This is a genomic window from Pseudomonas sp. DCB_BI (assembly GCF_026240995.1).
In the GTDB taxonomy this organism is placed as follows: Bacteria; Pseudomonadota; Gammaproteobacteria; order Pseudomonadales; family Pseudomonadaceae; genus Aquipseudomonas.
Map to the genome: position 1 here is coordinate 270,600 of NZ_JAPFCG010000004.1, position 23,552 is coordinate 294,151.

The following is a 23,552-nucleotide window of genomic DNA, read 5'->3' on the forward strand; positions in this document are numbered from 1 at the left end:
GGCGCAATTGTAGAGAAGCCGGGGCCCACAAGCAAGGTAATTGGTGAATATTTGAACAGCCTGAAACATATTCACAGGCTAGCGGCCCATTCGCGGGTGAACCCGCTCCCACAGGTACCCACTGCTTGAAATCCAGTGAAAATCCTGTGGGAGCGGGTTTACCCGCGAATGGGCCGGAACAGGCTGAGGATCAGCGCTTGGCCTGACGCTGACGCACGGCTTCGAACAGGCAAACCCCGGTGGCCACCGACACGTTCAGGCTGCTGACGCTCCCGCCCATCGGCAACTTCACGAGGAAATCGCAATGCTCACGGGTGAGCCGGCGCATGCCCTTGCCTTCCGCGCCCATGATCATCACCAGCGGCCCGGTCAGATCCTGCTGATAAATCTCCTGCTCGGCCTCACCGGCGGTACCGACCACCCACAGACCACGTTGCTGCAACTTCTCCAGCGTACGCGCCAGGTTGGTCACGGCCACCAGCGGAATGACCTCGGCAGCACCGCAGGCCACCTTGCGCACAACCGGGGTAAGGGTTGCCGATTTGTCCTTGGGCACGATCACTGCCGTGGCACCGGCCGCATCCGCGGTACGCAAACAAGCACCGAGGTTGTGCGGGTCGGTCACGCCGTCCAGCACCAGGATCAGCGGTGGCGTTTCTGTGCGTTCAAGCAGCTCTTCGAGCATCAACTCGCCCCACACCTGGCTCGGGCTGACCTCGGCAACGACGCCTTGGTGAACTCCCTCGACCCAGGCATCCATCTCACGGCGCTCGGCCTGGCCCACCGCCACGCGGTTTTCCGCGGCCAGCGCCAACAGCGCCTGCAGGCGAGGTTCGCTGCGCCCTTCCGACAGCCAGATCTGCTTGACCCGCTTCGGATGGTGCTGCAGCAATGCCTGCACGGCATGCACGCCGTAGATCTTTTCCAGCTGACTCATGACTTGCTCTTGCTCTTGCGTGGCGCACCGGACTTCGGTGGGCCTTTACGGTGCTTGGTAGGCTTGCCAGTGGCCTTGCCACCTTTGTCCGACTTGCTGCTGGCATGGCCGCCAGTGCGCGCCTCACTCATCAGCGCCTTCTTCATTTCGCGGCTTTTGCGCACTTCGGCGTTACGCTGCACGGCATCTTTCGGGAAGTAAGCCTCGGCGGCTTCGCTCTTGCGGCTGCGTGGCTTGGGCGTGGCTTTCGCTTCGCTCAGCGGCGGCTGCTCAACCTTGTCGCCAGCGGGTGCGGCGCTGCGCTGCTTGCGACCGATCGGTGCGGCAAGGGTCTTCTCCGACACTTCGAAGTCGATCTTGCGCTCGTCCAGGTCGACGCGCATCACCTTGACTTCGATGGTGTCGCCCAGGCGGAAGCTACGCCCGGTACGCTCGCCGGACAGGCGGTGGTGTACCGGGTCGAAGTGGTAGTAGTCACCCGGCAGCGCACTGACGTGCACCAGGCCTTCCACATAGATATCGGTCAGCTCGACGAACAGGCCGAAGCCGGTCACCGCAGTGATCACACCCGGGAAGGTCTCGCCAACGCGGTCCTTCATGAACTCGCACTTGAGCCAGTTGACCACGTCACGGGTTGCTTCGTCAGCGCGGCGCTCGGTCATCGAGCACTGTTCGCCGAGTTGCTCCAGAGTGTTTTCGTCGTACGGATAAATACGCGCCTTGGGGATGCTCATGGCACCGGCACGCTTGACGTGCGGGGTATCGACCTTGGAGCGGATGATGCTGCGGATGGCGCGATGCACCAGCAGGTCCGGGTAACGACGGATCGGCGAGGTGAAGTGGGTGTAAGCCTCGTAATTCAGGCCAAAGTGGCCATTGTTCTCGGTGCTGTACACGGCCTGGCTCAGCGAGCGCAGCATCACCGTCTGGATCAGGTGGAAGTCCGGGCGACCGGCGATGCTCGCCAGCAAGGCCTGGTAATCCTTCGGCGACGGGTCCTTGCCCTTGTGCAGGCTCAGGCCCAGCTCGCCGAGGAAGGCGCGCAGTTTTTCCAGGCGCTCCGGCGGCGGACCGTCGTGCACGCGGTACAGGGCCGGTACGCCGTGCTTCTGCAGGAACTCGGCAGTGGCCACGTTGGCCGCCAGCATGCATTCCTCGATCAGCTTGTGGGCTTCGTTGCGCACGGTCGGGCGAATTTCCGCGATCTTGCGCTCGTCACCAAAGATGATGCGAGTTTCCTGGGTCTCGAAGTCGATGGCACCCCGGGTGTGACGCGCCTCCACCAGCACCTTGTACAGGTTGTACAGGTTCTTCAGGTCCGGCACGACCTCTTTGTACTCTTCGCGCAGCGCCTTGCCCTCTCGGGTACGCGAGTGCTCGAGCATGCTGCTGACCTTGTTGTAGGTCAGGCGGGCGTGGGAGTGGATCACACCTTCGTAGAACTGGTAGTCGACCATCTGGCCGGCTTTGTTCATGGTCATTTCACAGACCATGGCCAGGCGATCGACATGCGGGTTCAGCGAGCACAGGCCGTTGGACAGCTCTTCGGGGAGCATCGGCACCACGCGCTCGGGGAAGTACACCGAGTTGCCGCGCTGCTGGGCCTCGACGTCCAGGGCCGAACCCAGGCGCACATAGCTGGACACGTCGGCGATGGCCACGTACAGGCGCCAGCCACCGGAGAACAGGCGCAGCTTGCCGAGCGGTTCGCAATAGACGGCGTCGTCGAAGTCGCGGGCGTCTTCACCGTCGATGGTGACGAACGGCAGGTGACGCAGGTCGACGCGCTTCTCCTTGTCCTTGTCTTCGACTTCGGAGCGGAACTTGCGCGCTTCCTTGATCACGTCCTTGGGCCAGACATGCGGAATGTCGTAGCTGCGCAGGGCAACGTCGATTTCCATGCCAGGGGCCATGTAGTTGCCGATGACCTCCACCACGTCGCCTTGCGGCTGGAAGCGTGGGGTTGGCCAGTGGGTGATCTTGATCTCGACGAACTGGCCGATCTTCGCGCCACCGTTACGCCCGGCAGTAACCAGCACTTCCTGCTGGATCTTCGGGTTGTCCGGGGTCACGTAACCGATGCCACCTTCTTCGAAGTAGCGACCGACCACGCTTTCGTGGGCGCGGGAGATGACCTCGACCAGCACGCCTTCGCGACGACCACGGCGGTCGACGCCAGAAACGCGGGCCAGGCCGCGGTCACCGTCGAATACCAGGCGCATCTGCGACGGGCTGAGGAACAGGTCTTCGCTGCCGTCATCCGGGATAAGGAAGCCGAAGCCGTCGCGGTGGCCGGAGACGCGGCCGCAGATCAGGTCCAGCTTGTCTACCGGGGCATAAGTGCCGCGCCGGGTATAGATAAGCTGGCCATCGCGTTCCATGGCACGCAGGCGGCGGCGCAGGGCTTCGATCTGGTCTTCTTCATACAGACCAAACTCTTTCGCCAGCTCCTCGCGTGCAGCAGGCTCGCCACGGTCGGCAAGGCGCTGCAGGATCAGCTCACGGCTGGGAATGGGGTTGTCGTATTTTTCCGCTTCGCGAGCGGCCTCGGGATCGAGGGATTGCCAATCGGCCATCAGAAGGGGTTCACCTTGGGGTATATAGATAGGAATTCTGGCATAGGCGTATTGAAACCGGAAATGTCGGCCTTGGACAGCCCCCGCTGCAGTGCATGAACAGCAGGAATAGGCCTGTGGAATCAACAAGTTGAATTTTTTGAAATTTTTTTTGCCTGGGGGGTTTACAGCCCCCCGGACCGTCCGTATAGTGCGCACCACAACGACGGACAAGCCCGCAGTTGTAGTAGAGATTAGCGACGCTGTAAAGCATCAAATAATCTCGAATGTGTGCCCAGGTGGCGGAATTGGTAGACGCGCTGGTTTCAGGTATCAGTGACCGCAAGGTCGTGGAAGTTCGAGTCTTCTCCTGGGCACCAAGTATTTTCAAGTAACAGATGACCAAGGATCTGTTACTACTGTGTGAAAGCGAACGTTTTTCGCATTCATCAGATGATTAAAAGCTTTGCCCAGGTGGCGGAATTGGTAGACGCGCTGGTTTCAGGTATCAGTGACCGCAAGGTCGTGGAAGTTCGAGTCTTCTCCTGGGCACCATACAAAAACCCACTAGCTTGCTAGTGGGTTTTTTCTTGCCTGCGTTTTTTGCCTCCCGCCCTTCCCCGCTATCTCCTTGCCAATAAGGCATAGCCCTGTCGCGGCCTTTTCAGACCGTTGCACCATGGTCTGACCATGAATTTCTCGTCACCCGGCCACTTGAGAAACGATTTCGTTTACCATTGTTTCCGAATATGTAGCCGTAAGCGAGGAAGTACCCGCATGACGATCCGCCCGCAACCGCTGATGCGCACCCTGGCCGCCGCCGTGCTGAGCCTGGTCATCGGCGCCCCGGCCGCCATGGCAGATGCACCGGTCACCCTGACCATGTACAACGGTCAGCACAAGGAAATCGGCGAAGCCATCGCCAAGGCCTACGAGGCCAAGACCGGCATTCACATCAATATCCGCAAGGGCAGCAGCAACCAGCTGGCCAGCCAGATCATCGAGGAAGGCGACCGCTCGCCGGCCGACATCATCTATACCGAAGAGTCCCCGCCACTTAACAACCTTGGCGAGTTGGGCCTGCTGGCAAAGATCGACGACGCCACGCTGAACATGCTGCCCAAGGAATATGTGGCCGCCAACGGCTCCTGGATGGGCGTTACCGCACGCACCCGGGTGGTGGTCTACAACCCGAAGAAGATCGACGAGAAAGACCTGCCGACCACCGTCATGGATTTCGCCAACCCTGAGTGGGACGGCCGCGTCGGCTACGTGCCGACCAGCGGTGCCTTCCAGGAACAGGCCGTAGCCATTCTGAAAATGCACGGCCGCGAAGCCACCGAAGAATGGCTGACCGGTCTGAAAGCCTTCGGCAAGACCTACACCAACAACATGGTCGCGCTGAAAGCCGTTGAAAAAGGCGAAGTCGCTGCCGTGCTGGTGAACAACTACTACTGGTACGCACTGGAGCGTGAGCGCGGCAAGCTCGACTCGAAGTTGTACTACCTGGCCGATGGCGATGCCGGCAACCTGGTGACTATCTCTGGCGCCGCCGCGGTCAAGGCCAGCAAGCACCCGAAAGAAGCCCAGGCTTTGCTCAACTGGATGGCCAGCGAAGAAGGCCAGCGCGTGATCACCCAGACCACCGCCGAATACCCGCTGCATAAAGGCATGGTCTCCGACCGCGGCCTGAAACCGTTCGAGGAGCTGCGCCCACCGAAGATTTCGCCGGCTGACCTGGGCAATGCCGAGGAAGCCATCGAGCTTGAACGTGAGGTCGGCCTGCTCTGATGACCGCCGCCCTGTCCGAGCCGGCGCCGGTACGCTTCGTACCGCGCCGCAAGCGCCCCTCGATCTGGGTGCTGCTGCCTGTGCTGTTCCTGGTGGCGATGAGCCTGCTGCCATTGGCCTATGTCGCCATCAAAGCCTGGGAAGCCGGCTGGCGGGAGGCTTTGCACCTGCTGTGGCGGCCCTTTGTCTGGGGGCTGATGCGCAACACCCTGATGCTGATGGTCGGTGTAACACTGACCTGCATGGTGGTAGGCCTGGCGCTTGCCTGGCTGCTGGAACGTAGCAACCTGGCCGGCCGCCGGCTGTGGGGCGTGGTGCTGTGCCTGCCATTCGCCGTACCGTCGTTCGTCAGCAGCTTTACCTGGGTGTCGCTCAGCTCGGACTTCGAAGGGCTTGGCGGGGCGATCATGGTCATGGCGCTGTCCAAGTACCCGCTGGTGTTCCTGCCGGTGGCCGCCACGCTGCGCAACCTCGATACCTCGCTGGAGGAGTCGGCGCGCACCCTGGGTTGTAGCCGCTGGGGCGTGCTCATCAAGGTCACCCTGCCGCTGTTGTGGCCATCGATGCTCGGTGGCGCGCTGCTGATTGCCCTGCACATGCTGGTGGAGTTCGGCGCCCTGTCGATCCTCGGCCTGCAAACCTTCACCACCGCTATCTACCAACAGTTCGAACTGGAGTTCAGCAATGCCAACGCGGCCATGCTGTCTGCCGTGCTGCTGGCGATGTGTCTGGTGATGCTGTGGCTGGAGTTGCGCGTACGTGGCAAGGCCCGCCATGTACGCATCGGCCAGGGCGTGGCACGCCGCGCACAGCCGGTGCGACTGCGCGGCTGGGCGGTGTTGGCGCAACTGTTCTGCGTGGCCCTGGCGGTGTTGGGCAGCGGTATTCCGCTGGCGATGCTTGGCTACTGGCTGAGCGTGGGTTCGTCGGCGGCGTTCCCGGTGGCGGCCATCTCGCAGGCGTTGTTCACCTCGCTGTCGGTGTCACTAGGCGGTGCCGGCTTCTGCGTACTGCTGGCGCTGCCTATCAGCTTTTTGGTGGTGCGCTACAAAGGCCGCCTGGCGATCTGGGCCGAGCGTCTGCCCTATCTGCTGCACGCCCTGCCCGGTCTGGTGATTGCCCTGACCCTGGTGTTCTTCGCCTTGCACTACGTGCCGGCGCTGTACCAGACCACGGCATTGCTGCTGCTGGCCTATGCGCTGCTGTTCCTGCCACTGGCCCAGTCGCCGGTACGAACCGCGCTGAACAAGGCTTCGCCAACGCTGGAGGAGGCCGCACGCACGCTGGGTGCGAGCAGCTTTGCGGCGTTCTGCCGAGTGACCCTGCCGATCATCTTCCCGGCCATGGCCGCGGCTTTCGCGCTGGTGTTCCTGGATGCCATGAAGGAGCTGACTGCCACCCTGCTGCTCAGCCCGACCGGGATGACCACACTGGCCACCGAGGTGTGGGCGCACACGGCCAACGTCGAGTTCGCGGCAGCGGCGCCTTATGCGGCATTGCTGATAGTGGTGTCGGGGTTGCCGGTGTATCTGCTGACTACGCGGATGTATTTGAACAAGGCTTGATCCGCGTCGCCTTCATCCCCGGCAAGCCAGCTCCCACAGGTATCGCGCCGCCCTCAAGGCCTGTGCAGTACCTGTGGGATGCCGGCGATGGAGCCATCAGATGTTCCGCAGCATCCGGCGGACGATTGGCCCATGAGCCTTACCGACGGGCAGCATGTAGAGGCGACCGAAACGATTGAAGCACTGCACCGAGGTGGTCACATTCAAGCGTTGCCAGCCCTGCCCTGCTTCATCCAGATCCATGCTCACCATCACCGCCAGATGCGTGTCACGCGAGGTCAGGACCAGTTGCTGGTCGCTGATTCCCTCGACGGTAAAGAAATCCAGTAGCTCACCCACTGCCGGAACCCGCTCGGGGTTACGCGATGAAAAACCGTGGATAGTGGCAACGTTGAACCGACGCGAGATGAAGTCGCGCAGGCGAAAAGCCATGGCCAGCCAGCCCGGAACGTCCGAGGTCATGGCGCAGTAGGCCTGGATGGCGGTCATTGGTGCGGTGACGCAAATGCCATCGCTATGAAGAAAATCCAGTTCAGCCGGAGCGGCGACCAGTTGGGCGGACATGAACAACTCCCTTTGCCATGTGTCGCCGCCATCATAGCAACACCTCCCACAGAGAACGCATCAGCCGATCAAGCGCGGAATTGGCCAAGGCTTGCCCGTAGCTGCGCGGCCAGGTCATCCAGCACCTTGCTGCTGGCTGTTGTCTGCATCACCACTTCGGCCGAGCGCTCAGCCTGGGCATGGATAGTCTCCACCCGCCCCCGCACGGCCTGCGCCCCGCTCGCCTGCTGCTCAGCTGCGCGGGTCGCCAGGCCAATGGCCGCATGCACCTGCTCCACCGCCGCCTGCACAGACTGCTGCCGGCGCTCGTTATCACGCAGTACCAGCAGCCCTTCGCTGGCCTTGAGCCCGGCCTGGCTGATGGTCGCCACGGCCTCCTTAGCGCCTTTCTGCAACGCCGCGATGTGCGACTGGATATCCCCCGTGGAGCTTTGCGTCTTGCTCGCCAACGCCCGCACCTCATCGGCCACCACGGCAAACCCGCGCCCGGTCTCCCCTGCCCGGGCGGCTTCGATGGCCGCGTTCAGCGCCAGCAGGTTGGTCTGCTCGGCAATGCCGTGGATCACCGTCAACACCACTTCGATCTGCTCGCTTTGCTTGGCCAGCCGCTCGATCACCTGGGAGCCCGTCTGCACCTGGCCTGCCAGGTTCTCGATCAACCCCGCGAGCTGGGTCGAGGTGCGGCTGTTTTCGTCGGTGGCCTGGCGGATATCCACCACCTGTTTCAAGGCCGCCTGCATCGCATGGCTTTCCGCCTGAGCTTCATCGGCCATGCTCGAAAGGTCGCGCAGGCTGGCTGCCACTTCATCGCGTTGCAATGCGGCGGCAGCATCCGCGCCAGCGTTGCGCTGGGCCATCGCGCCAATCTCCACACCCGTGCGCTGCGCCACCTCGCCCGCCTCACGCACGATCGGTTGCAACTTGTCGACAAAGCGATTCACAGCCGAAGCCATGTCGCCAATTTCGTCACGGCTGTCGAGCGGCACGCGCTTGGTCAAGTCGCCCTCACCCGCCGCCAGGTCGTCCAGGGCGGTAATCAGCAGGCGCAGCTTGCTCAGGACCCGACGACCAAGCACCACGGCCACCACCAGCAACACGCACAGGCCGACCAGCACCAGGCCCAGACCGATACGCCAGCGCAGCTCAGCAGCAGCATCGCGCACGGTCTGCGCGGTATTGGCCTGCATTGCGGCAGCGCTGCCCTGCGCCTTCTCCAGGCGCTCACGCAGAGTCTTGCCACTGTCGGCGGCAGCACCGACCAAGCTGTCGCCGACCAGTTGCTCACCACTGGCGATCAGCGCAGCGAAGCGCTGGTCGAGGGCCTTCAGTTCCTGGTCGATGCCGGCAGTGGATACGCCCATCACCACCTTGCCGATTTCTGCACCATTGGGGTTGATCGAGGCTTCTACGAAATACACCCCTGGGTCGCGCCGGGCGGCATCGATCACTTTGTCCAAGGCGCGCTCACCCTGGCCTTTTTCCATCAGTGCCTGGTTGATCGGATTCTGCCGGTTCAGGTAGCGGGTCAGGTGCTGGCCCTGGGCATCGTCGTAGACGACGAACAGCACATTGGGATTGCGCTGGGCACGGCGAGCGAAATCGGAGAGCACTGGCACATCGTTGTCCCAGATTGCCCGCGGGGCAACCGAAGCCAGCAGCTCGGCCATGTCGTTGGCGGAATCCTTGAGGTTCTTTTCCAGGGTGCTGCGCAGTTGCTGCTGTTCGCTTTGCAGGCGCTCCGACAACCCGGCACTCAGGCGCTGGCGGGTGCTGCTGGAAAGGCTGTCCAGGCCCGCGCGCACATCCTGCCCGGCCTGCTCCAGGTCGCTGGCGAGTTGGCGGCTGTCATCGCCCAGGCGTTCACCCAAGTCGGCTTCCAAAGCGGTGACCGTGCTGCGAGTGAGGGCAACTGCAACCAGCACCTGCACCAATAGAGCGATACCAAGGGCAACAAACACAGGCCGCAAAAGGCGGCTTCGTAACAGTGAGAGGATGGCAGACACGGTGTAACCCTCGTGTTTTCTGGCGCCACTATTTTGATGGCATCTTCAGAAACTTCTTACAGCAAGGGTTGTGCCGGAGGCAGCAGGGATAAACGCCAAGGTTCAGCAAGGGGGGCTGCCTGTCGTGGCGTACTGCACAAATGAAAACGCCGCAGCCCCTTTCAGGGCCGCGGCGTCAGATCAGCCTGGAGGGCGGATCAGGCGAACGGGTGACGCAGCACGATGGTCTCGTTGCGGTCCGGGCCGGTCGAAATGATGTCGATCGGCGCGCCTACCAGCTCTTCGATGCGCTTGATGTAGTCACGCGCAGCTTGTGGCAGCTCTTCCAGGGTTTTCACGCCCAGGGTCGACTCGCTCCAGCCTGGCATCTCTTCGTACACCGGCTCCAGGCCAATGTAGCTGTCGGCATCGGAAGGCGCGTCGATGACAGCGCCGTTCTCGTTCTTGTAGCCAACACAGATGTTGATGGTTTCCAGGCCGTCCAGTACGTCCAGCTTGGTCAGGCAGATGCCCGAGATGCTGTTGACGTCGATGGCGCGACGCAGGATCACGGCATCGAACCAACCGCAGCGGCGAGCGCGGCCGGTAGTGGAACCGAACTCGTGGCCACGTTTGGCCAAGGTAGCGCCAGTCTCGTCGAACAGTTCGGTCGGGAAAGGACCGGAACCTACGCGAGTGGTGTAGGCCTTGGTGATGCCGAGGATGTAGTCGAGGTACATCGGGCCAACGCCGGAACCGGTAGAGATACCGCCAGCAGTGGTGTTGGAGCTGGTGACGTACGGGTAGGTACCGTGGTCGATGTCCAGCAGCGAGCCTTGGGCGCCTTCGAACATGATGTCCTTGCCGGCGCGACGCAGGTTGTGCAGCTCGGCGGTGACGTCGAGCATCATCGGCTTGAGCTGTTCGGCGTAAGCCATGCACTCGTCCAGGGTCTGCTGGAAGTCGATGGCTGGCTCTTTGTAGTAGTTCACCAGCTGGAAGTTGTGGTAGTCCAGCAGCTCACCCAGCTTGGCGGCGAAACGCTCGCGGTGGAACAGATCGCCCACACGCAGGCCGCGGCGGGCAACCTTGTCTTCGTAGGCTGGGCCGATACCACGGCCGGTGGTGCCAATCTTGGCTTCGCCACGGGCTTTTTCGCGGGCCTGGTCCAGGGCCACGTGGTACGACAGGATCAGCGGCGCAGCCGGAGAGATGCGCAGGCGCTCGCGCACGGGCACGCCCTTCTCTTCCAGCTTGGTGATTTCACGCATCAGCGCATCCGGGGCAACGACCACGCCGTTACCGATCAGGCACTGTACGCCCTCACGCAGGATGCCGGACGGAATCAGGTGCAGCACGGTCTTTTCACCGTTGATCACCAGGGTGTGGCCCGCGTTGTGACCACCCTGGTAGCGCACTACGGCGGCAGCATGTTCGGTCAGCAGATCGACGATCTTGCCTTTGCCCTCATCACCCCACTGGGTGCCCAGGACGACGACATTCTTACCCATTACATTGGTCCTCATTCACGCAAACTTGGTTGCCGGCCTGTTGCCGACGCAGAAACTCACTGGGCCAGCGGCAGAACCTGCCAGCGCCCGTCTTGCTGAATCAATTGCCGATCACAATCCGCCTCGAGAGCAGCACTCAACGGCTGGCCAGGCAAAGCCTGGACCACACGCTGGCCCTCGTTGCGCAACTGGCAGACTTGCTGCCAGAGGGCCGCGTCGCCACTGTCCGGCATCCAGATGCCGCCAGTTGGCAATACGACCTCCGCTCGCCCCAGTGTGACCAGGGTCTTCAAATCCGTGGAGAAACCGGTAGCCGGGCGTGCCCGGCCAAAGTCGGCGCCGATGTCGTCGTAGCGCCCGCCCTGGGCGATCGATTGACCTTCGCCCGGGACAAACACGGCGAACACCACGCCAGTGTGGTAGTGGTAACCGCGCAGCTCGCCGAGGTCGAAGTACAGCGGCAGGTCCGGGTAGCGCGACGCCAGGCGGTCAGCGATCGCCAGCAGGTCGTCCAGCGCTGCCAGCACGCTGGCCGGGGCACGGCCCAGCCGCACACGGGCTTCGGCCAGGACTTCGCGACCACCGCACAACTCGACCAACGCACGCAGCATGTTGCCCAGGTCCTTCGGCAGGTCGGCGGTCAGCGCCTGGACTTCATCGACGGCCTTGCGCTGCATGGCGTCGAACAGCTGTTGCTCGACCGCACCGGAGAGGCCGGCAGCACGGGCCAGGCCGCGGTAGATACCGACGTGGCCGAGGTCCATGTGCACATCCGGCACATCGGCCAGCTGCAGCGTGGCGAGCATCAGGCTGATGACTTCAACGTCGCTGGTCGGACTGGCGTCGCCGTACAGCTCGGCACCCAGCTGAATCGGGCTGCGCGAGGTCGACAGTGCCCGCGGCTGGGCGTGCAGCACGCTGCCGGCGTAGCACAGGCGGCTCGGGCCTTCACGGCGCAGGGTGTGGGCGTCGATGCGCGCCACCTGCGGGGTGAAGTCGGCGCGGAAGCCCATCAGGCGGCCGGACTGCGGGTCCACCACCTTGAAGGTGCGCTGATCCAGGTCCTGGCCGGCGCCGGTCAACAGCGACTCCAGGTACTCGATATGCGGGGTGACGACCAGTTCGTAGCCCCAACTCTGGAACAGGTCCAACACCTGGCGGCGCGCGATCTCGATGCGCGCAGCCTCAGGTGGCAGTACTTCCTCGATGCCATCTGGCAGCAGCCAGCGGTCTACCGTTGCCATTACGCCATTTCCCCTCTGGTCCGGGCGGCTAGCCAGCAGGCGAGCCGTCAGTAAAGCCGGTATCGCGCACAGCAGCGGGCAGCACTGATCCCAGCGCAGCCACCGTACCCGATACCCTCGAATTGCCTTGCGAGCTGACCAAACCGTCAACTGGCGCTGTGCCAATCAACCTTGCAGACGCAAAAAAGCCGGGAAATTTCCCGGCTGCCTCATCATACACCCCTTTTCATTCAGGATGCACCCCGCCTGGTGTTTTAGCTGCCAGGCGGGGCGCCGCTGCACGAAAATCAGGGCCTGAGCATCACGGCTTGCTCTTGTCCAGGAAGCGGAAGAACTCGTTCTTCGGGTCCAGGACCAGCACGTCGCTCTTGCTCGAGAAGCTCTCGCGGTACGCTTTCAGGCTACGGTAGAACGCGTAGAAATCCGCGTCCTGGGTGTAAGCCTTGGCGTAAATGGCGGCCGCCTGGGCGTCACCGTCACCGCGGGTCTCTTCTGCTTCGCGATAAGCCTCGGCCAGCAGCACGCGGCGCTGACGGTCGGCATCGGCACGAATACCTTCAGCCAGCTCGTTACCCTTGGCACGGTGCTCGCGAGCTTCACGCTCACGCTCGGTGCTCATACGGTCGAACACGCTGCGGTTGACTTCCTTCGGCAGGTCGATGGCCTTGACGCGCACATCGACCACTTCGATACCCAGCTCTTTGTTGGCCATGCGGTTCAGCGATGCAGTGATGTCAGCCATCAGTGCATCACGCTCACCGGATACCACTTCGTGCAGGGTGCGTTTACCGAACTGGTCACGCAGGCCGCTTTCCAGGCGACGGGACAGGCGCTCGTCGGCGATCTGCTTCATGCCGGAGGTGGCGGTGTAGAAGCGCTCGGCATCCTTGACGCGCCACTTGGCGTAGGCGTCGACCATCACCGCTTTCTTCTCCAGGGTCAGGAACCGCTGGGTCGGGGCGTCGAGGGTCATGAGGCGGGCGTCGAACTTGCGCACCTGGTTCACGTACGGGATCTTCACGTGCAGGCCTGGCTGGACATCTGCCTGGACCACCTTACCGAAACGCAGCATGACTGCACGCTCGGTCTGGGACACGATGTAGAAGCTGTTCCAGGCCACGATGGCCAGGACCACGGCAGCGATCAGGGCGATCAGCGATCTATTGCTCATCAGCGGCTCTCCCTAGTACGCAGCTGCTGCTGTTGCTGTTGCAGGTCCTGCGCTGCACGCGCGGCCGCATCGTTGGCCGATGGCGACACTGTGGCAGCTGGCGCGGAGGTGTTGCGGCCACCTTCGACCATCTTGTCCAGCGGCAGGTAGAGCAGGTTGTTCTGCCCGTCCTTGGTCGCCACCATGACTTTGCTCGAATTGCTGTAGACCTCTTGCATGGTCTCCAGGTACAGACGCTGACGGGTCACATCAGGTGCTTTGTGGTACTCGGTGACCAGCTTGCTGAAGCGGTCGGCCTCACCCTTGGCACGAGCGATGACTTCGTCGCGGTAACCGTTGGCGTCCTCGATGATGCGCTGGGCCTGACCACGGGCTTCCGGCACCACGCCATTGGCGTAGGACTCGGCCTGGTTGCGGGCACGCTGCTCGTCTTCGCGGGCACGGATCACGTCGTCGAAGGCTTCCTGCACTTCACGCGGGGCTGCCGCGCTCTGTACGTTGACCTGGGTAACGGTGATACCGGTACGGTAGTTGTCGAGGAAGCGCTGCAGGCGTTCGCGGATATCCACGGCCATCTGCTCACGGCCTTCGGTCAACACCTGATCCATCGAGGTGGAACCCACCACGTGGCGCAGGGCACTTTCGGTCGCGTGCTGCAGGCTGACCTCGGGCTGGTCGACGTTGAGCACGAAGTCCTGCAGGTTACTGATCTTGTACTGGACGGTCAGCGGCACCTCGACGATGTTCTCGTCTTCGGTCAGCATCTGCCCCTGCTTGGTGTAGGCACGCTCGCGCGTGACGTTTTCCATGTACTTGCGATCGAGCGGCGGGAAGTAGATGTTCAGGCCGGGACCGACCGTCTCATAGTACTTGCCGAAGCGCAGCACAACGGCCTGCTCCTGCTCGTCGACCACGTACACGGCACTGTACAGCCAGATGGCAGCCAGCACCGCCAGGCCTATGCCCAGCAGGCCAAGGCCACCGCCCTTGCCGACATTGCGGTCACCGCCGCCACGTTTCTTTTTACCGCCGAACATGCCGTTCAGGCTGTCCTGCAGTTTGCGGAAGGCCTCGTCCAGATCCGGCGGACCTTTCTTGTCACCACCACCGCCACCGCCACCACGGCGGCCGCCCCAGGGATCCTGATTGTTCGAGTTGCCACCCGGCTCGTTCCAAGCCATAGCGCTCTCCATCTGATAAAGCAAAGACGCGCCCACGGCGCGCCGTCCAATGCTACAGAATGCCTGTCACTGCTGCCCGGCGACCTCGACGGGCATTTATTGCAAAGTGTGTTGCTCGGCAAACACTTGCGGCTCCATGCCTTCGCGGCTGACCAGGCGATTCAGTTCCACCATGGGCAGTCGCACGCTCAGCAGGCTGCGCCCTTCTTCATCATGCTCTTCACTCTGCACCGCTCCCAGGGCAAAGAATTGCGCGCGCAGGCGGGCAAAACGCTGCTCCAGGCACAGGGTGCCGACAAACAGATCATCCCCCAGCAACTCGGCAATCGCCTGGCCAACCAGCTCCAGGCCACGCCCATCACGTGCCGATACCCAGACCCGTTCCGGCTTGCCATCGGCATTGCGCTGGATCTGTGGCTCGACATCTTCGAGCAGGTCGAGTTTGTTATACACCTCGAGGATCGGCAACCCTTCGGCACCAATCTCGCCCAATACGGCCAGCACTTGCTCGATCTGTTCCATGCGCTCTGGCTCATGGGCGTCGATCACATGCAGCAGCAGATCGGAGTTGCTCGACTCTTCGAGCGTAGCCCGAAATGCCTCGACCAGCTTGTGCGGCAGGTGGCGAATGAAGCCCACGGTGTCGGCCAGCACGATCGGCCCCAGGTCGTTTAGCTCGAGCCGGCGCAGGGTCGGATCGAGGGTGGCAAACAGCTGGTCCGCGGCGTATACCTCGGATTGGGTCAGGGCGTTGAACAACGTGGACTTGCCGGCGTTGGTATAACCCACCAGCGACACCGAAGGGATATCCGCGCGTTTGCGCCCGCGACGCGCCTGCTCGCGCTGGCTGCGCACCTTCTCCAGGCGCGATTTGATCTGGCGAATGCGCACTCGCAACAGGCGGCGGTCGGTTTCCAGCTGGGTTTCACCCGGACCGCGCAGGCCGATACCACCTTTCTGACGCTCAAGGTGAGTCCAGCCGCGTACCAGCCGCGTGCTCATGTGCTCCAGCTGGGCCAGTTCGACCTGCAGCTTGCCTTCATGGGTACGCGCCCGCTGGGCGAAAATATCGAGGATCAGCCCGGTACGGTCGAGCACACGGCACTCGAACACACGTTCAAGGTTGCGCTCCTGACTGGGCGTGAGGGTGTGATTGAAAATCACCAGGTCTACCTGTTCGGCATGGACCAGGTCGTGCAGCTCTTCGACCTTGCCACTGCCAATCAGGTATTTGGCGGAAGGCTGATGCCTTGACACCGTGACCAGAGAGACGATGTCGGCACCGGCCGACAATGCCAGTTCCTGAAACTCCTGCGGGTCTTCGCGCGCCTCAGGGTTCTGACCTTCCAAGTGAACGAGCAACGCCCGCTCACCACCACCGTGGCGCTCAAAGAACAATGCAGGCTCCTATCAGGCGTTGCCTGGCTCGCTGTCGCCGTGCTCGCCGTCGGTCGGGCTTGGCAGGCGGACCGGACGGGCCGGAACGACGGTCGAAATGGCGTGCTTGTAGACCATCTGGCTGACAGTGTTCTTCAGCAGTACCACGAACTGGTCGAACGATTCGATCGAACCCTGCAGCTTGATACCGTTGACCAGGTAGATGGAAACCGGGACCTTTTCTTTTCTCAAGGTGTTCAAGTAAGGGTCTTGTAGCGAATGCCCTTTTGACATATGCCGCACTCCTGTAAGGATAAATAATAGAAAATCAATAAAATCGATATATTAGGCCGCCCCTTCGCAAGAATAGACGGCAATCAGCAGGGACTCAGCTCAATATGGAGACGGCCCCAAGGTATTTCAAGGTGCGGGACAGATTGTCGCAGGCCAGGCTGTCAAGCCAGTGTACGTCAGGCCAGCCACGCAACCAGGTGAACTGCCGCTTGGCCAGCTGCCTGGTAGCAATGATACCGCGTTCACGCATCTCATTCTCAGTCAGCTTGCCGTCCAGGTAATCCCAGACTTGCCGATAACCCACTGCCCGTATAGACGGCAGCCCGGCGTGCAAGTCACTTCTGGCTCGCAGCGATCGGACCTCGTCAACGAAGCCCTGTTCCAGCATCTGCGAAAATCGTAACGCAATTCGCTGATGCAAAATGTGACGATCTGTAGGAGCAATCGCCAAACTGGCGACAGTATAGGGCAAATGCCCGTCAGCGCCTGCGTCTGCGCCGCGACTTTCCGCGAATTGACGTTGGCGATGTGCCGTCATGCTCTGGCCGCTCACCCGGTAAACCTCAAGCGCACGAATCAGCCGCTGCGGGTCGTTGGGGTGAATGCGCGCCGCCGACTCCGGGTCGACCTCAGCCAGTTGGCGGTGCAGCTCGGCCAGGCCCAACGCTTCGGCTTGGGCTTCCAGCTCGGCGCGTACCGTGGCATCGGCCGCTGGCATGTCGGCCAGGCCATCGATCAACGCCTTGTAATAGAGCATGGTGCCACCGACCAGCAGCGGGATCTTGCCGCGCGCAGTGATCTCGGCCATGGCCTCGAGGGCGTCGGCGCGAAACTGCGCGGCCGAGTAGCTCTCGGCCGGGTCACGGATGTCGATCAACCGGTGCGGGTGGGCGGCGAGGATTTCTTTCGAGGGCTTGGCCGAACCGATGTCCATGCCACGGTAGACCAGCGCCGAATCGACACTGATCAGCTCACACGGCAGCACTTTGGTCAGTTCGATGGCCAGGTCGGTCTTGCCGGCCGCCGTCGGGCCCATCAGGAATATTGCAGGGGGCTTGCCGCTCATTTCATCGACCGCGCAGGAAGAGTTTGTCCAGGTCGTCCAGGCCCATCTGGGTCCAGGTAGGCCGGCCATGGTTGCACTGGCCACTGCGCTCGGTGTTTTCCATGTCACGCAGCAGGGCATTCATCTCGGGAATGGCCAGGCGCCGGTTGGCGCGCACTGCGCCGTGGCAGGCCATGGTACCGAGCAGTTCGTTGAGGTGCGCCTGGATACGATCGCTGGTGCCGTATTCCATCAGATCGGCAAGCACGTCCTGCACCAGGCGGTTGGCCTCGGCCTGCTTGAGCAAGGCCGGGATCTGGCGGATCGCCAAAGTTTCCGGGCCCAGGCGCTGCAATTCGAAACCCAGGCGCTGGAACCATTGCGCGTGCTCCTCGGCACAGTCAGCCTCACGCTGGCTGAGGGCGAGGGTTTCCGGCACCAGCAACGGCTGGCCGCTGAGGCCTTCGCTGGCCATGGCCACCTTCAGGCGCTCGTACATGATCCGCTCGTGGGCGGCATGCATGTCAACCAGTACCAGGCCAACGGCGTTCTCGGCCAGGATGTAGATGCCCTTGAGCTGCGCCAGCGCGTAGCCCAGTGGGGGAATGTCACCCTGGCTTTCAGGCAGGGCCGTCCCCGAGCCCGCAGTATTCTCCAGCGGCTTGTAAAATTCGCGATATACCGCCTGCGTCTCGGCGACAGGCAACGGCTGCGAAGGGCGTGGGGTGTACTGGTACTGGTAACCGGCACCGCTACCGCCATTGGAGATCGTATGCTGCGGCGCCTGTGGTCGTTCAAGCACAGGTGAGGCCAGGCGCATTTCACCCTGAGGGCCAAACTCACCAGCCTGCTGGCCGGTGGGGCGTACCAGGTCAGGCACGGCAGCGGGCGCTGCGAGCTGGTCCTCCGGGCGGACATCGGCCAAGGCACGGTGCAAGGTGCCGTAGAGGAAGTCGTGCACCGAGCGCCCTTCGCGGAAGCGCACTTCATGCTTGGTGGGGTGCACGTTGACATCCACGCCGTTGGGCTCGAGCTCCAGGAACAGCACGAAAGTCGGGTGCCTGCCATTGAACAGCACGTCTCGGTAAGCTTGGCGCACGGCGTGGGCGACCAGCTTGTCGCGCACCGCTCGGCCGTTGACGAAGAAGTACTGCAGGTCGGCCTGGCTACGCGAGAAAGTTGGCAGACCGACCCAGCCCCACAGGCGCAGGCCGTTGCGCTCGACGTCGATCGGCAGCGCCTGCTCCATGAAGCCCGGGCCGCAAATGGCGCCCACCCGCCGCGCACGCGCCACTTCATCATGGGCTTCGTGCAGGCTGAGAATGCTCTTGCCGTTGTGGCGCAGGTGGAAACCCACATCGAAACGCGCCAGCGCCAACCGGCGGATCACTTCCTGCAAGTGATCGAACTCGGTTTTCTCGGCCTTGAGGAATTTCCGGCGCGCCGGGGTATTGAAGAACAGATCGCGCACTTCCACCGACGTGCCTACGGGGTGCGCCGCCGGCTGCACCCGCGGCAACATGTCCCGGCCTTCGGTTTCTACCTGCCAGGCCTCTGTGGCACTGGCGGTGCGCGACGTCAGGGTCAGGCGCGCCACCGAGCTGATCGAGGCCAAGGCCTCGCCTCGGAAGCCCAGGCTCAACACGCCTTCAAGGTCTTCCAGCTCGCGGATCTTGCTGGTGGCGTGACGAGCCAGGGCCAATGGCAAGTCATCGGCGGAAATACCGCTGCCATCGTCGCGCACTTTCAGCAGCTTGACGCCGCCCTGCTCCACTTCCACATCGATGCGCCGAGCACCAGAGTCCAGGCTGTTTTCCAGCAGCTCCTTGGCCACCGAGGCCGGCCGCTCGACAACCTCGCCAGCAGCAATCTGGTTGGCCAGCCGCGGGCTAAGCAGCTGGATGCGCGAACCGCCACTCATTGCGAGGCCAGTGTGGTGGCAGGGATGTCGAGGCGTTGGCCTACCTTCAGCTCATCGGTCTTGAGGCTGTTGCTGCTGCGCAGGCTGGCCACGCTGACCTGGTAGCGCACCGCGAGCATCGCCAGGGTTTCGCCTGGGCGCACGGTGTGCTCGCGCGGGCCGGCGGCGATCTTGCCAGTGTCACGCAACCAGGCGATATAGGTGCCAGGCGGCGGATTCTGCTGGAAGTACTGGCGCACGCCGGTGTGGATCGAACGCGCCAAGGCCTGCTGGTGGCTGGCAGTGGCCAGTTTGGCAGCTTCGTTGTTGTTTGAGATGAACCCGGTTTCAACGAGGATCGATGGAATATCCGGCGACTTCAGCACCATGAAGCCTGCTTGCTCCACCCGCTGCTTGTGCAGCGAGGTGATGCGGCCCATGTTGCCCAGTACCTTTTGCCCGACATTCAGGCTGGAGCTGAGCGTGGCCGTCATCGACAGGTCGAGCAGCACACCGGCCAGCATGCGGTCCTTGTCGTCGAGGCTTACATTACCGGCACCACCGATCAGGTCGGAGCGGTTTTCCGTGTCAGCCAGCCAACGTGCGGTCTCGGAGGTAGCACCGCGGTCAGACAAGGCGAATACCGAGGCACCGAAGGCAGCGCGCGACGGCGCGGCGTCGGCGTGAATCGAGATGAACAGGTCGGCGCCCTTCTTGCGGGCGATTTCCGTGCGCTTGCGCAGCGGAATGAAGTAGTCGCCGGTACGCGTCAGCTCGGCACGGAAGCCTTTTTCGGTATTCAGCTGGCGTTGCAGTTCCTTGGCGATCTGCAGCACGATGTCTTTTTCGTGCTGGCCACGCGAGCCCGAGGCGCCAGGGTCTTCGCCGCCGTGACCGGCGTCGATGGCAACCACGATGTCACGCTTGCCGCTGGGTACGGGTGGCAGCTTGATGGCGGGCTGGGCCGGGCTCACCGGCACCGCTGGCGTGGTCGCAGGCGTCTGCACCGGGGCCGGCGCCGGGGTTGGCGCGCTGGCCGCGATCGCATCGGCTTCCTGGTCGTACAGGTCAACCACCAGGCGGTTGCCGTACTGGGCATTGGGCGCCAGGGTAAAGCTTTTCGGGGTAACCGACTTTTTCAGGTCGACCACCACGCGCAAGTCGGTCGGGGTACGCTGGGCCGAACGCACACTGCTGATCGGCGTATTGGAGGTCGCCACGTTCAACGGCGCGGCCAGGGTCGCACCATTGATGTCGATGACCAGGCGATCAGGCGCACTCAGGGTGAAGACGCTGTGCTGCACGGGGCCAGACAGGTCGAAGACCAGCCGCGTGTTGTCTGGCGCGCGCCACAGGCGCATGCTCTTGACTTGAGTGACGGCCAGAGCGTCAACGGTCACCGTTGTCAGCAGCAGCCCAACGATGGCGACCAGCGCGCGTATGCGCATACCTACCCCACTTACTGTTTATAGTGTTCGGCCAGTGCCACGCACCAGGCCTCGCCGCGAGCCCCCTGCGGCGAAAGGATCAGCGAGCGTCCGCCCGCTTGGGGGCTTATGGTAATGGTCAGGTCAGGCTTTGGCAAAACGCCCGCACCCTTTTGTGGCCATTCGAACAGGCACAGCGGGTCGCCTTCGAAATAGTCACGAATGCCCATGAACTCCAGCTCCTCCGGATCGACCAGGCGATACAGGTCGAAGTGAAAAGCTCGGACCTCGCCGATCTCATAGGGTTCGACCACGGTGAAGGTCGGGCTTTTCACTGCACCAGTATGGCCCAGGCCGCGGATCAGGCCACGCGACAGGGTGGTTTTGCCCGCCCCCAGGTCGCCCTCGAGGAAAATAACGCCGCGACCACCGGTCACCTCGGCCATCTTCGCACCAAAGTCGACCGTGGCCGCTTCATCGGCCAGAAACAGATTTAAGCCAGACACGCAGAATGCTCCTCCAACAACTCACGAATGACCGGCGCCAGATCACTGGCCGCCAGGCCTCTACCTTCTACCCCCAGACGCTCGCCAGCACAGGCATGCAGCCAAGTGCCCAGGCAGGCCGCGCTCCAGGCGTCCAGGCCTTGGGCCAATAGCGCCGCCAGAACGCCAGTCAGCACATCGCCCAGGCCGGCCCCGGCCATTGCCGGGTGGCCACGCTCGCACAGCGCCAGCTGGCCGCCCGGGTTCGCCACCAGCGTGCCGGCCCCCTTCAGGACACAGACGCTGTTGTAACGGCGCGCCAGCTTGCGTGCCGCCCCCGGGCGGTCAGCCTGCACCGCCTCGGTGGATATGCCCAGCAGACGTGCTGCCTCCCCAGGGTGCGGGGTCAGGATGCTGCCACTGGGCAGGGCCAGCGGAGTGCGCGCCAGCAAGTTCAGGGCGTCGGCGTCCCACACCTGCGGCCGCTCGGCATGGGCGACAGCCGACAACAGGCTACGGCCCCACGCCGCCTGCCCAAGGCCAGGGCCGACCACCAGCACCGTGGCGCGCTCCAGCACGCCCATCAGCTGGTTGGCCGAACTGGCGCCCAGGCACATGACCTCAGGCAGGCGCGCCAGGCTCGCGGCCACATGTTCGGGCCGGGTCGCGACGCTGACCAACCCGGCGCCGCAGCGCAGGGCGGCTTCGGCGCTTAGCAATACTGCGCCACCGGTGCCGAGGTCGCCACCGACCACCAGCACATGGCCGAAGTCGCCCTTATGGGCATGCGCATCCCGCGCCGGCAGGTGTGCGACGGTCACGCTGCTGAGCTGTTGCGGGGCATTGCCGGGGTGTTTGGTCTGCGGCATGGGGTCAAAGGCTCCAATGTCTGGCAGAATTATACGCACCTGAGCCCGTATTGCCTTGCCCATCCATGTCCGCGTCTACACCTGACCTCGCCCAACTGGCCCAATCGATCAAGATCTGGGGCCAGGAACTCGGTTTTGCCCACGTTGGCATCGCCGGGGTCGACCTTGGCGAACACGAACACCACCTGCAGCGCTGGCTCGACGCCGGCTACCAGGGCGAAATGGAGTACCTGGGCGCCCACGGCAGCAAAAGGTCACACCCCGACCAACTGATCCCGGGTACGGTGCGCGTGGTCTCGCTGCGCATGGACTACCTGCCCGACGACACCCAAATGGCCCAGCGCCTGGCCCAACCAGAGAAAGCCTACGTGTCGCGCTACGCGCTGGGCCGCGACTACCACAAGCTGGTGCGCAAACGCGTGCAGTTCCTGGCTGACCGCATTCAGGAAGCCATCGGTCCGTTCGGCTACCGAGCTTTCGTCGACAGCGCCCCGGTACTGGAAAAAGCCTTGGCCGAGCAAGCCGGGTTGGGCTGGATCGGCAAGAATACCCTGCTGCTCAACCGCAAGGCGGGCAGTTACTTCTTCCTCGCCGAACTGTTCGTCGACCTGCCGCTGCCGGTGGACGAAGCCACCACCAGTGAACACTGCGGTCGCTGCCAGGCCTGCCTGGACGTCTGCCCGACCCAGGCTTTTGTCGGGCCCTATGTGCTGGACGCGCGGCGCTGCATCTCGTACCTGACCATCGAGCTGAGGGGGCCGATCCCGGTCGAGTTGCGTTCGATGATGGGCAACCGGGTGTTCGGTTGCGATGACTGCCAGATCGTCTGCCCATGGAACCGCTTTGCCAAGCACAGCCAGGAGCAGGACTTCCAACCCCGGCACGGGCTGGAGAATGCCGAGTTGGCGCAGATGTTCCTGTGGGATGAACGCACCTTCCTGCGCAAGACCGAGGGCGGGCCGTTGCGCCGGGCGGGGTATGAGCGGTTCTTGCGCAACCTGGCGGTGGGGTTGGGCAATGCGCCATCGACGATTCCGGTGATCGAGGCGCTGAAGGCACGGCGTGACGATGAATCGGAACTGGTGCGCGAGCATGTCGAGTGGGCGCTGGCCCGACACGGCGCGCAATAGCGACCAGCCTCAGCGCTTCGCGCGAGATTCTGGATCAGCCTCAAGCCTGCGGGGTCCCTGTGGGAGCGGGCTTGCCCCGCGAAGCATCCAACACGGAGGATGGCACCGGCTCCGCCGGTGTTCGCGGCTAAAGCCGCTCCCACAGGGATTGCGCTAGATTCTGGAAATTGAGCAAGCCAGTTGTTTCCCCCAGGTACTGCATCAACCTCAAGCCTGCGGGGGTACCTGTGGGAGCGCGCTAGATTCTAGAAATTGAGCAAGCCAGTTGTTTCCCCAGGTACTGCATCAGCCTCAAGTCTGCGGGGGTGCCTGTGGGAGCGGGCTTGTCCCGCGAGGCATCCAACACGGTGTATGGCACGGGCTTCGCCCGTGTTCGCGGGACAAGCCCGCTCCCACAGGGATTGCGCTAGATTCTGGAAATTGAGCAAGCCAGTTGATTCCCCAGGTACTGCATCAGCCTCAAGACAGCGGGGGTACCTGTGGGAGCGGGCGTGTCCCGCGAAGCATCCAACACGAGGGGGGGG

18 protein-coding genes, 2 tRNA genes and 1 pseudogene are annotated in these 23,552 nt (G+C 63.1%); 5 read left to right on the forward strand and 16 right to left on the reverse strand.

Annotation, left to right across the window (positions count from 1 at the left end; genetic code table 11):
- Window positions 1-190: 190 nt before the first annotated feature.
- Window positions 191-937, reverse strand: coding sequence for a 23S rRNA (guanosine(2251)-2'-O)-methyltransferase RlmB (rlmB, locus tag OO258_RS06760; protein ID WP_110745923.1), 747 nt, complete (start codon window positions 935-937; stop codon window positions 191-193).
- Complete coding sequence (rnr, locus tag OO258_RS06765; protein ID WP_266029328.1) at window positions 934-3,513, reverse strand: ribonuclease R; 2,580 nt, start codon at window positions 3,511-3,513, stop codon at window positions 934-936. Before rnr ends, rlmB begins: the two co-directional genes overlap by 4 nt.
- 272 nt (window positions 3,514-3,785) lie before the next feature.
- Between rnr and OO258_RS06770 the strand changes: the two genes are divergently transcribed.
- From OO258_RS06770 to OO258_RS06785, 4 genes are all read left to right on the forward strand, one after another.
- Window positions 3,786-3,872: transfer RNA gene (locus tag OO258_RS06770), tRNA-Leu, on the forward strand.
- An 88-nt stretch (window positions 3,873-3,960) separates the two neighbouring features.
- Window positions 3,961-4,047 (forward strand) — tRNA-Leu (locus OO258_RS06775).
- A gap of 222 nt (window positions 4,048-4,269) precedes the next feature.
- Window positions 4,270-5,283 (forward strand): extracellular solute-binding protein, encoded by a 1,014-nt coding sequence (locus OO258_RS06780; RefSeq protein ID WP_110745925.1) that lies wholly within the window; start codon window positions 4,270-4,272, stop codon window positions 5,281-5,283.
- Window positions 5,283-6,848, forward strand: a complete 1,566-nt coding sequence (locus OO258_RS06785) for an ABC transporter permease (RefSeq protein WP_266029329.1) — start codon at window positions 5,283-5,285, stop codon at window positions 6,846-6,848. Before OO258_RS06780 ends, OO258_RS06785 begins: the two co-directional genes overlap by 1 nt.
- A 96-nt stretch (window positions 6,849-6,944) precedes the next feature.
- Here OO258_RS06785 and OO258_RS06790 read toward each other — a convergent pair whose 3' ends face one another.
- From OO258_RS06790 to OO258_RS06850, 14 genes and pseudogenes are all read right to left on the reverse strand, one after another.
- Window positions 6,945-7,412, reverse strand: a complete 468-nt coding sequence (locus tag OO258_RS06790; RefSeq protein WP_266029330.1) for a DUF2867 domain-containing protein — start codon at window positions 7,410-7,412, stop codon at window positions 6,945-6,947.
- A 68-nt stretch (window positions 7,413-7,480) separates the two neighbouring features.
- Window positions 7,481-8,365 carry a methyl-accepting chemotaxis protein gene (locus OO258_RS27595; protein WP_416309195.1) on the reverse strand — a complete coding sequence of 295 codons (885 nt, stop codon included), beginning with the start codon at window positions 8,363-8,365 and terminating at the stop codon, window positions 7,481-7,483.
- A 21-nt stretch (window positions 8,366-8,386) separates the two neighbouring features.
- A pseudogene (locus OO258_RS27600) lies at window positions 8,387-9,079 on the reverse strand (methyl-accepting chemotaxis protein); the annotation flags it as partial.
- A gap of 533 nt (window positions 9,080-9,612) precedes the next feature.
- Window positions 9,613-10,905, reverse strand: a complete 1,293-nt coding sequence (locus OO258_RS06800; protein ID WP_003249542.1) for an adenylosuccinate synthase — start codon at window positions 10,903-10,905, stop codon at window positions 9,613-9,615.
- 56 nt (window positions 10,906-10,961) lie between these two features.
- Window positions 10,962-12,149, reverse strand: a complete 1,188-nt coding sequence (locus OO258_RS06805; protein WP_003249540.1) for an ATP phosphoribosyltransferase regulatory subunit — start codon at window positions 12,147-12,149, stop codon at window positions 10,962-10,964.
- A 301-nt stretch (window positions 12,150-12,450) separates the two neighbouring features.
- Window positions 12,451-13,320 (reverse strand): protease modulator HflC, encoded by an 870-nt coding sequence (hflC, locus tag OO258_RS06810; protein WP_266029332.1) that lies wholly within the window; start codon window positions 13,318-13,320, stop codon window positions 12,451-12,453.
- Window positions 13,320-14,501 carry an FtsH protease activity modulator HflK gene (gene hflK, locus OO258_RS06815; RefSeq protein WP_266029333.1) on the reverse strand — a complete coding sequence of 394 codons (1,182 nt, stop codon included), beginning with the start codon at window positions 14,499-14,501 and terminating at the stop codon, window positions 13,320-13,322. Before hflK ends, hflC begins: the two co-directional genes overlap by 1 nt.
- A gap of 96 nt (window positions 14,502-14,597) precedes the next feature.
- Entirely contained in the window at window positions 14,598-15,899 is a 1,302-nt protein-coding gene (hflX, locus tag OO258_RS06820) for a ribosome rescue GTPase HflX (protein ID WP_266029334.1), read from the reverse strand.
- A gap of 12 nt (window positions 15,900-15,911) precedes the next feature.
- Entirely contained in the window at window positions 15,912-16,172 is a 261-nt protein-coding gene (hfq, locus tag OO258_RS06825; protein ID WP_012274457.1) for an RNA chaperone Hfq, read from the reverse strand.
- Between the two features lie 94 nt (window positions 16,173-16,266).
- Complete coding sequence (gene miaA, locus OO258_RS06830) at window positions 16,267-17,238, reverse strand: tRNA (adenosine(37)-N6)-dimethylallyltransferase MiaA (protein WP_110745940.1); 972 nt, start codon at window positions 17,236-17,238, stop codon at window positions 16,267-16,269.
- A 1-nt stretch (window position 17,239) separates the two neighbouring features.
- Window positions 17,240-19,138 (reverse strand): DNA mismatch repair endonuclease MutL, encoded by a 1,899-nt coding sequence (gene mutL / locus OO258_RS06835; RefSeq protein WP_266029338.1) that lies wholly within the window; start codon window positions 19,136-19,138, stop codon window positions 17,240-17,242.
- Complete coding sequence (locus OO258_RS06840) at window positions 19,135-20,565, reverse strand: N-acetylmuramoyl-L-alanine amidase (protein WP_110745942.1); 1,431 nt, start codon at window positions 20,563-20,565, stop codon at window positions 19,135-19,137. Before OO258_RS06840 ends, mutL begins: the two co-directional genes overlap by 4 nt.
- A gap of 11 nt (window positions 20,566-20,576) precedes the next feature.
- Window positions 20,577-21,035 carry a tRNA (adenosine(37)-N6)-threonylcarbamoyltransferase complex ATPase subunit type 1 TsaE gene (gene tsaE, locus OO258_RS06845; protein ID WP_256667174.1) on the reverse strand — a complete coding sequence of 153 codons (459 nt, stop codon included), beginning with the start codon at window positions 21,033-21,035 and terminating at the stop codon, window positions 20,577-20,579.
- Window positions 21,036-21,037: 2 nt separating this feature from the next.
- Window positions 21,038-21,898, reverse strand: coding sequence for an NAD(P)H-hydrate dehydratase (locus OO258_RS06850; protein WP_266029341.1), 861 nt, complete (start codon window positions 21,896-21,898; stop codon window positions 21,038-21,040).
- Between the two features lie 65 nt (window positions 21,899-21,963).
- Here OO258_RS06850 and queG point away from each other — a divergent pair, with 65 nt between their 5' ends.
- On the forward strand, window positions 21,964-23,028 hold the full coding sequence (gene queG / locus OO258_RS06855) for a tRNA epoxyqueuosine(34) reductase QueG (RefSeq protein WP_266029343.1): 1,065 nt from the start codon (window positions 21,964-21,966) through the stop codon (window positions 23,026-23,028).
- Window positions 23,029-23,552: the final 524 nt, after the last annotated feature.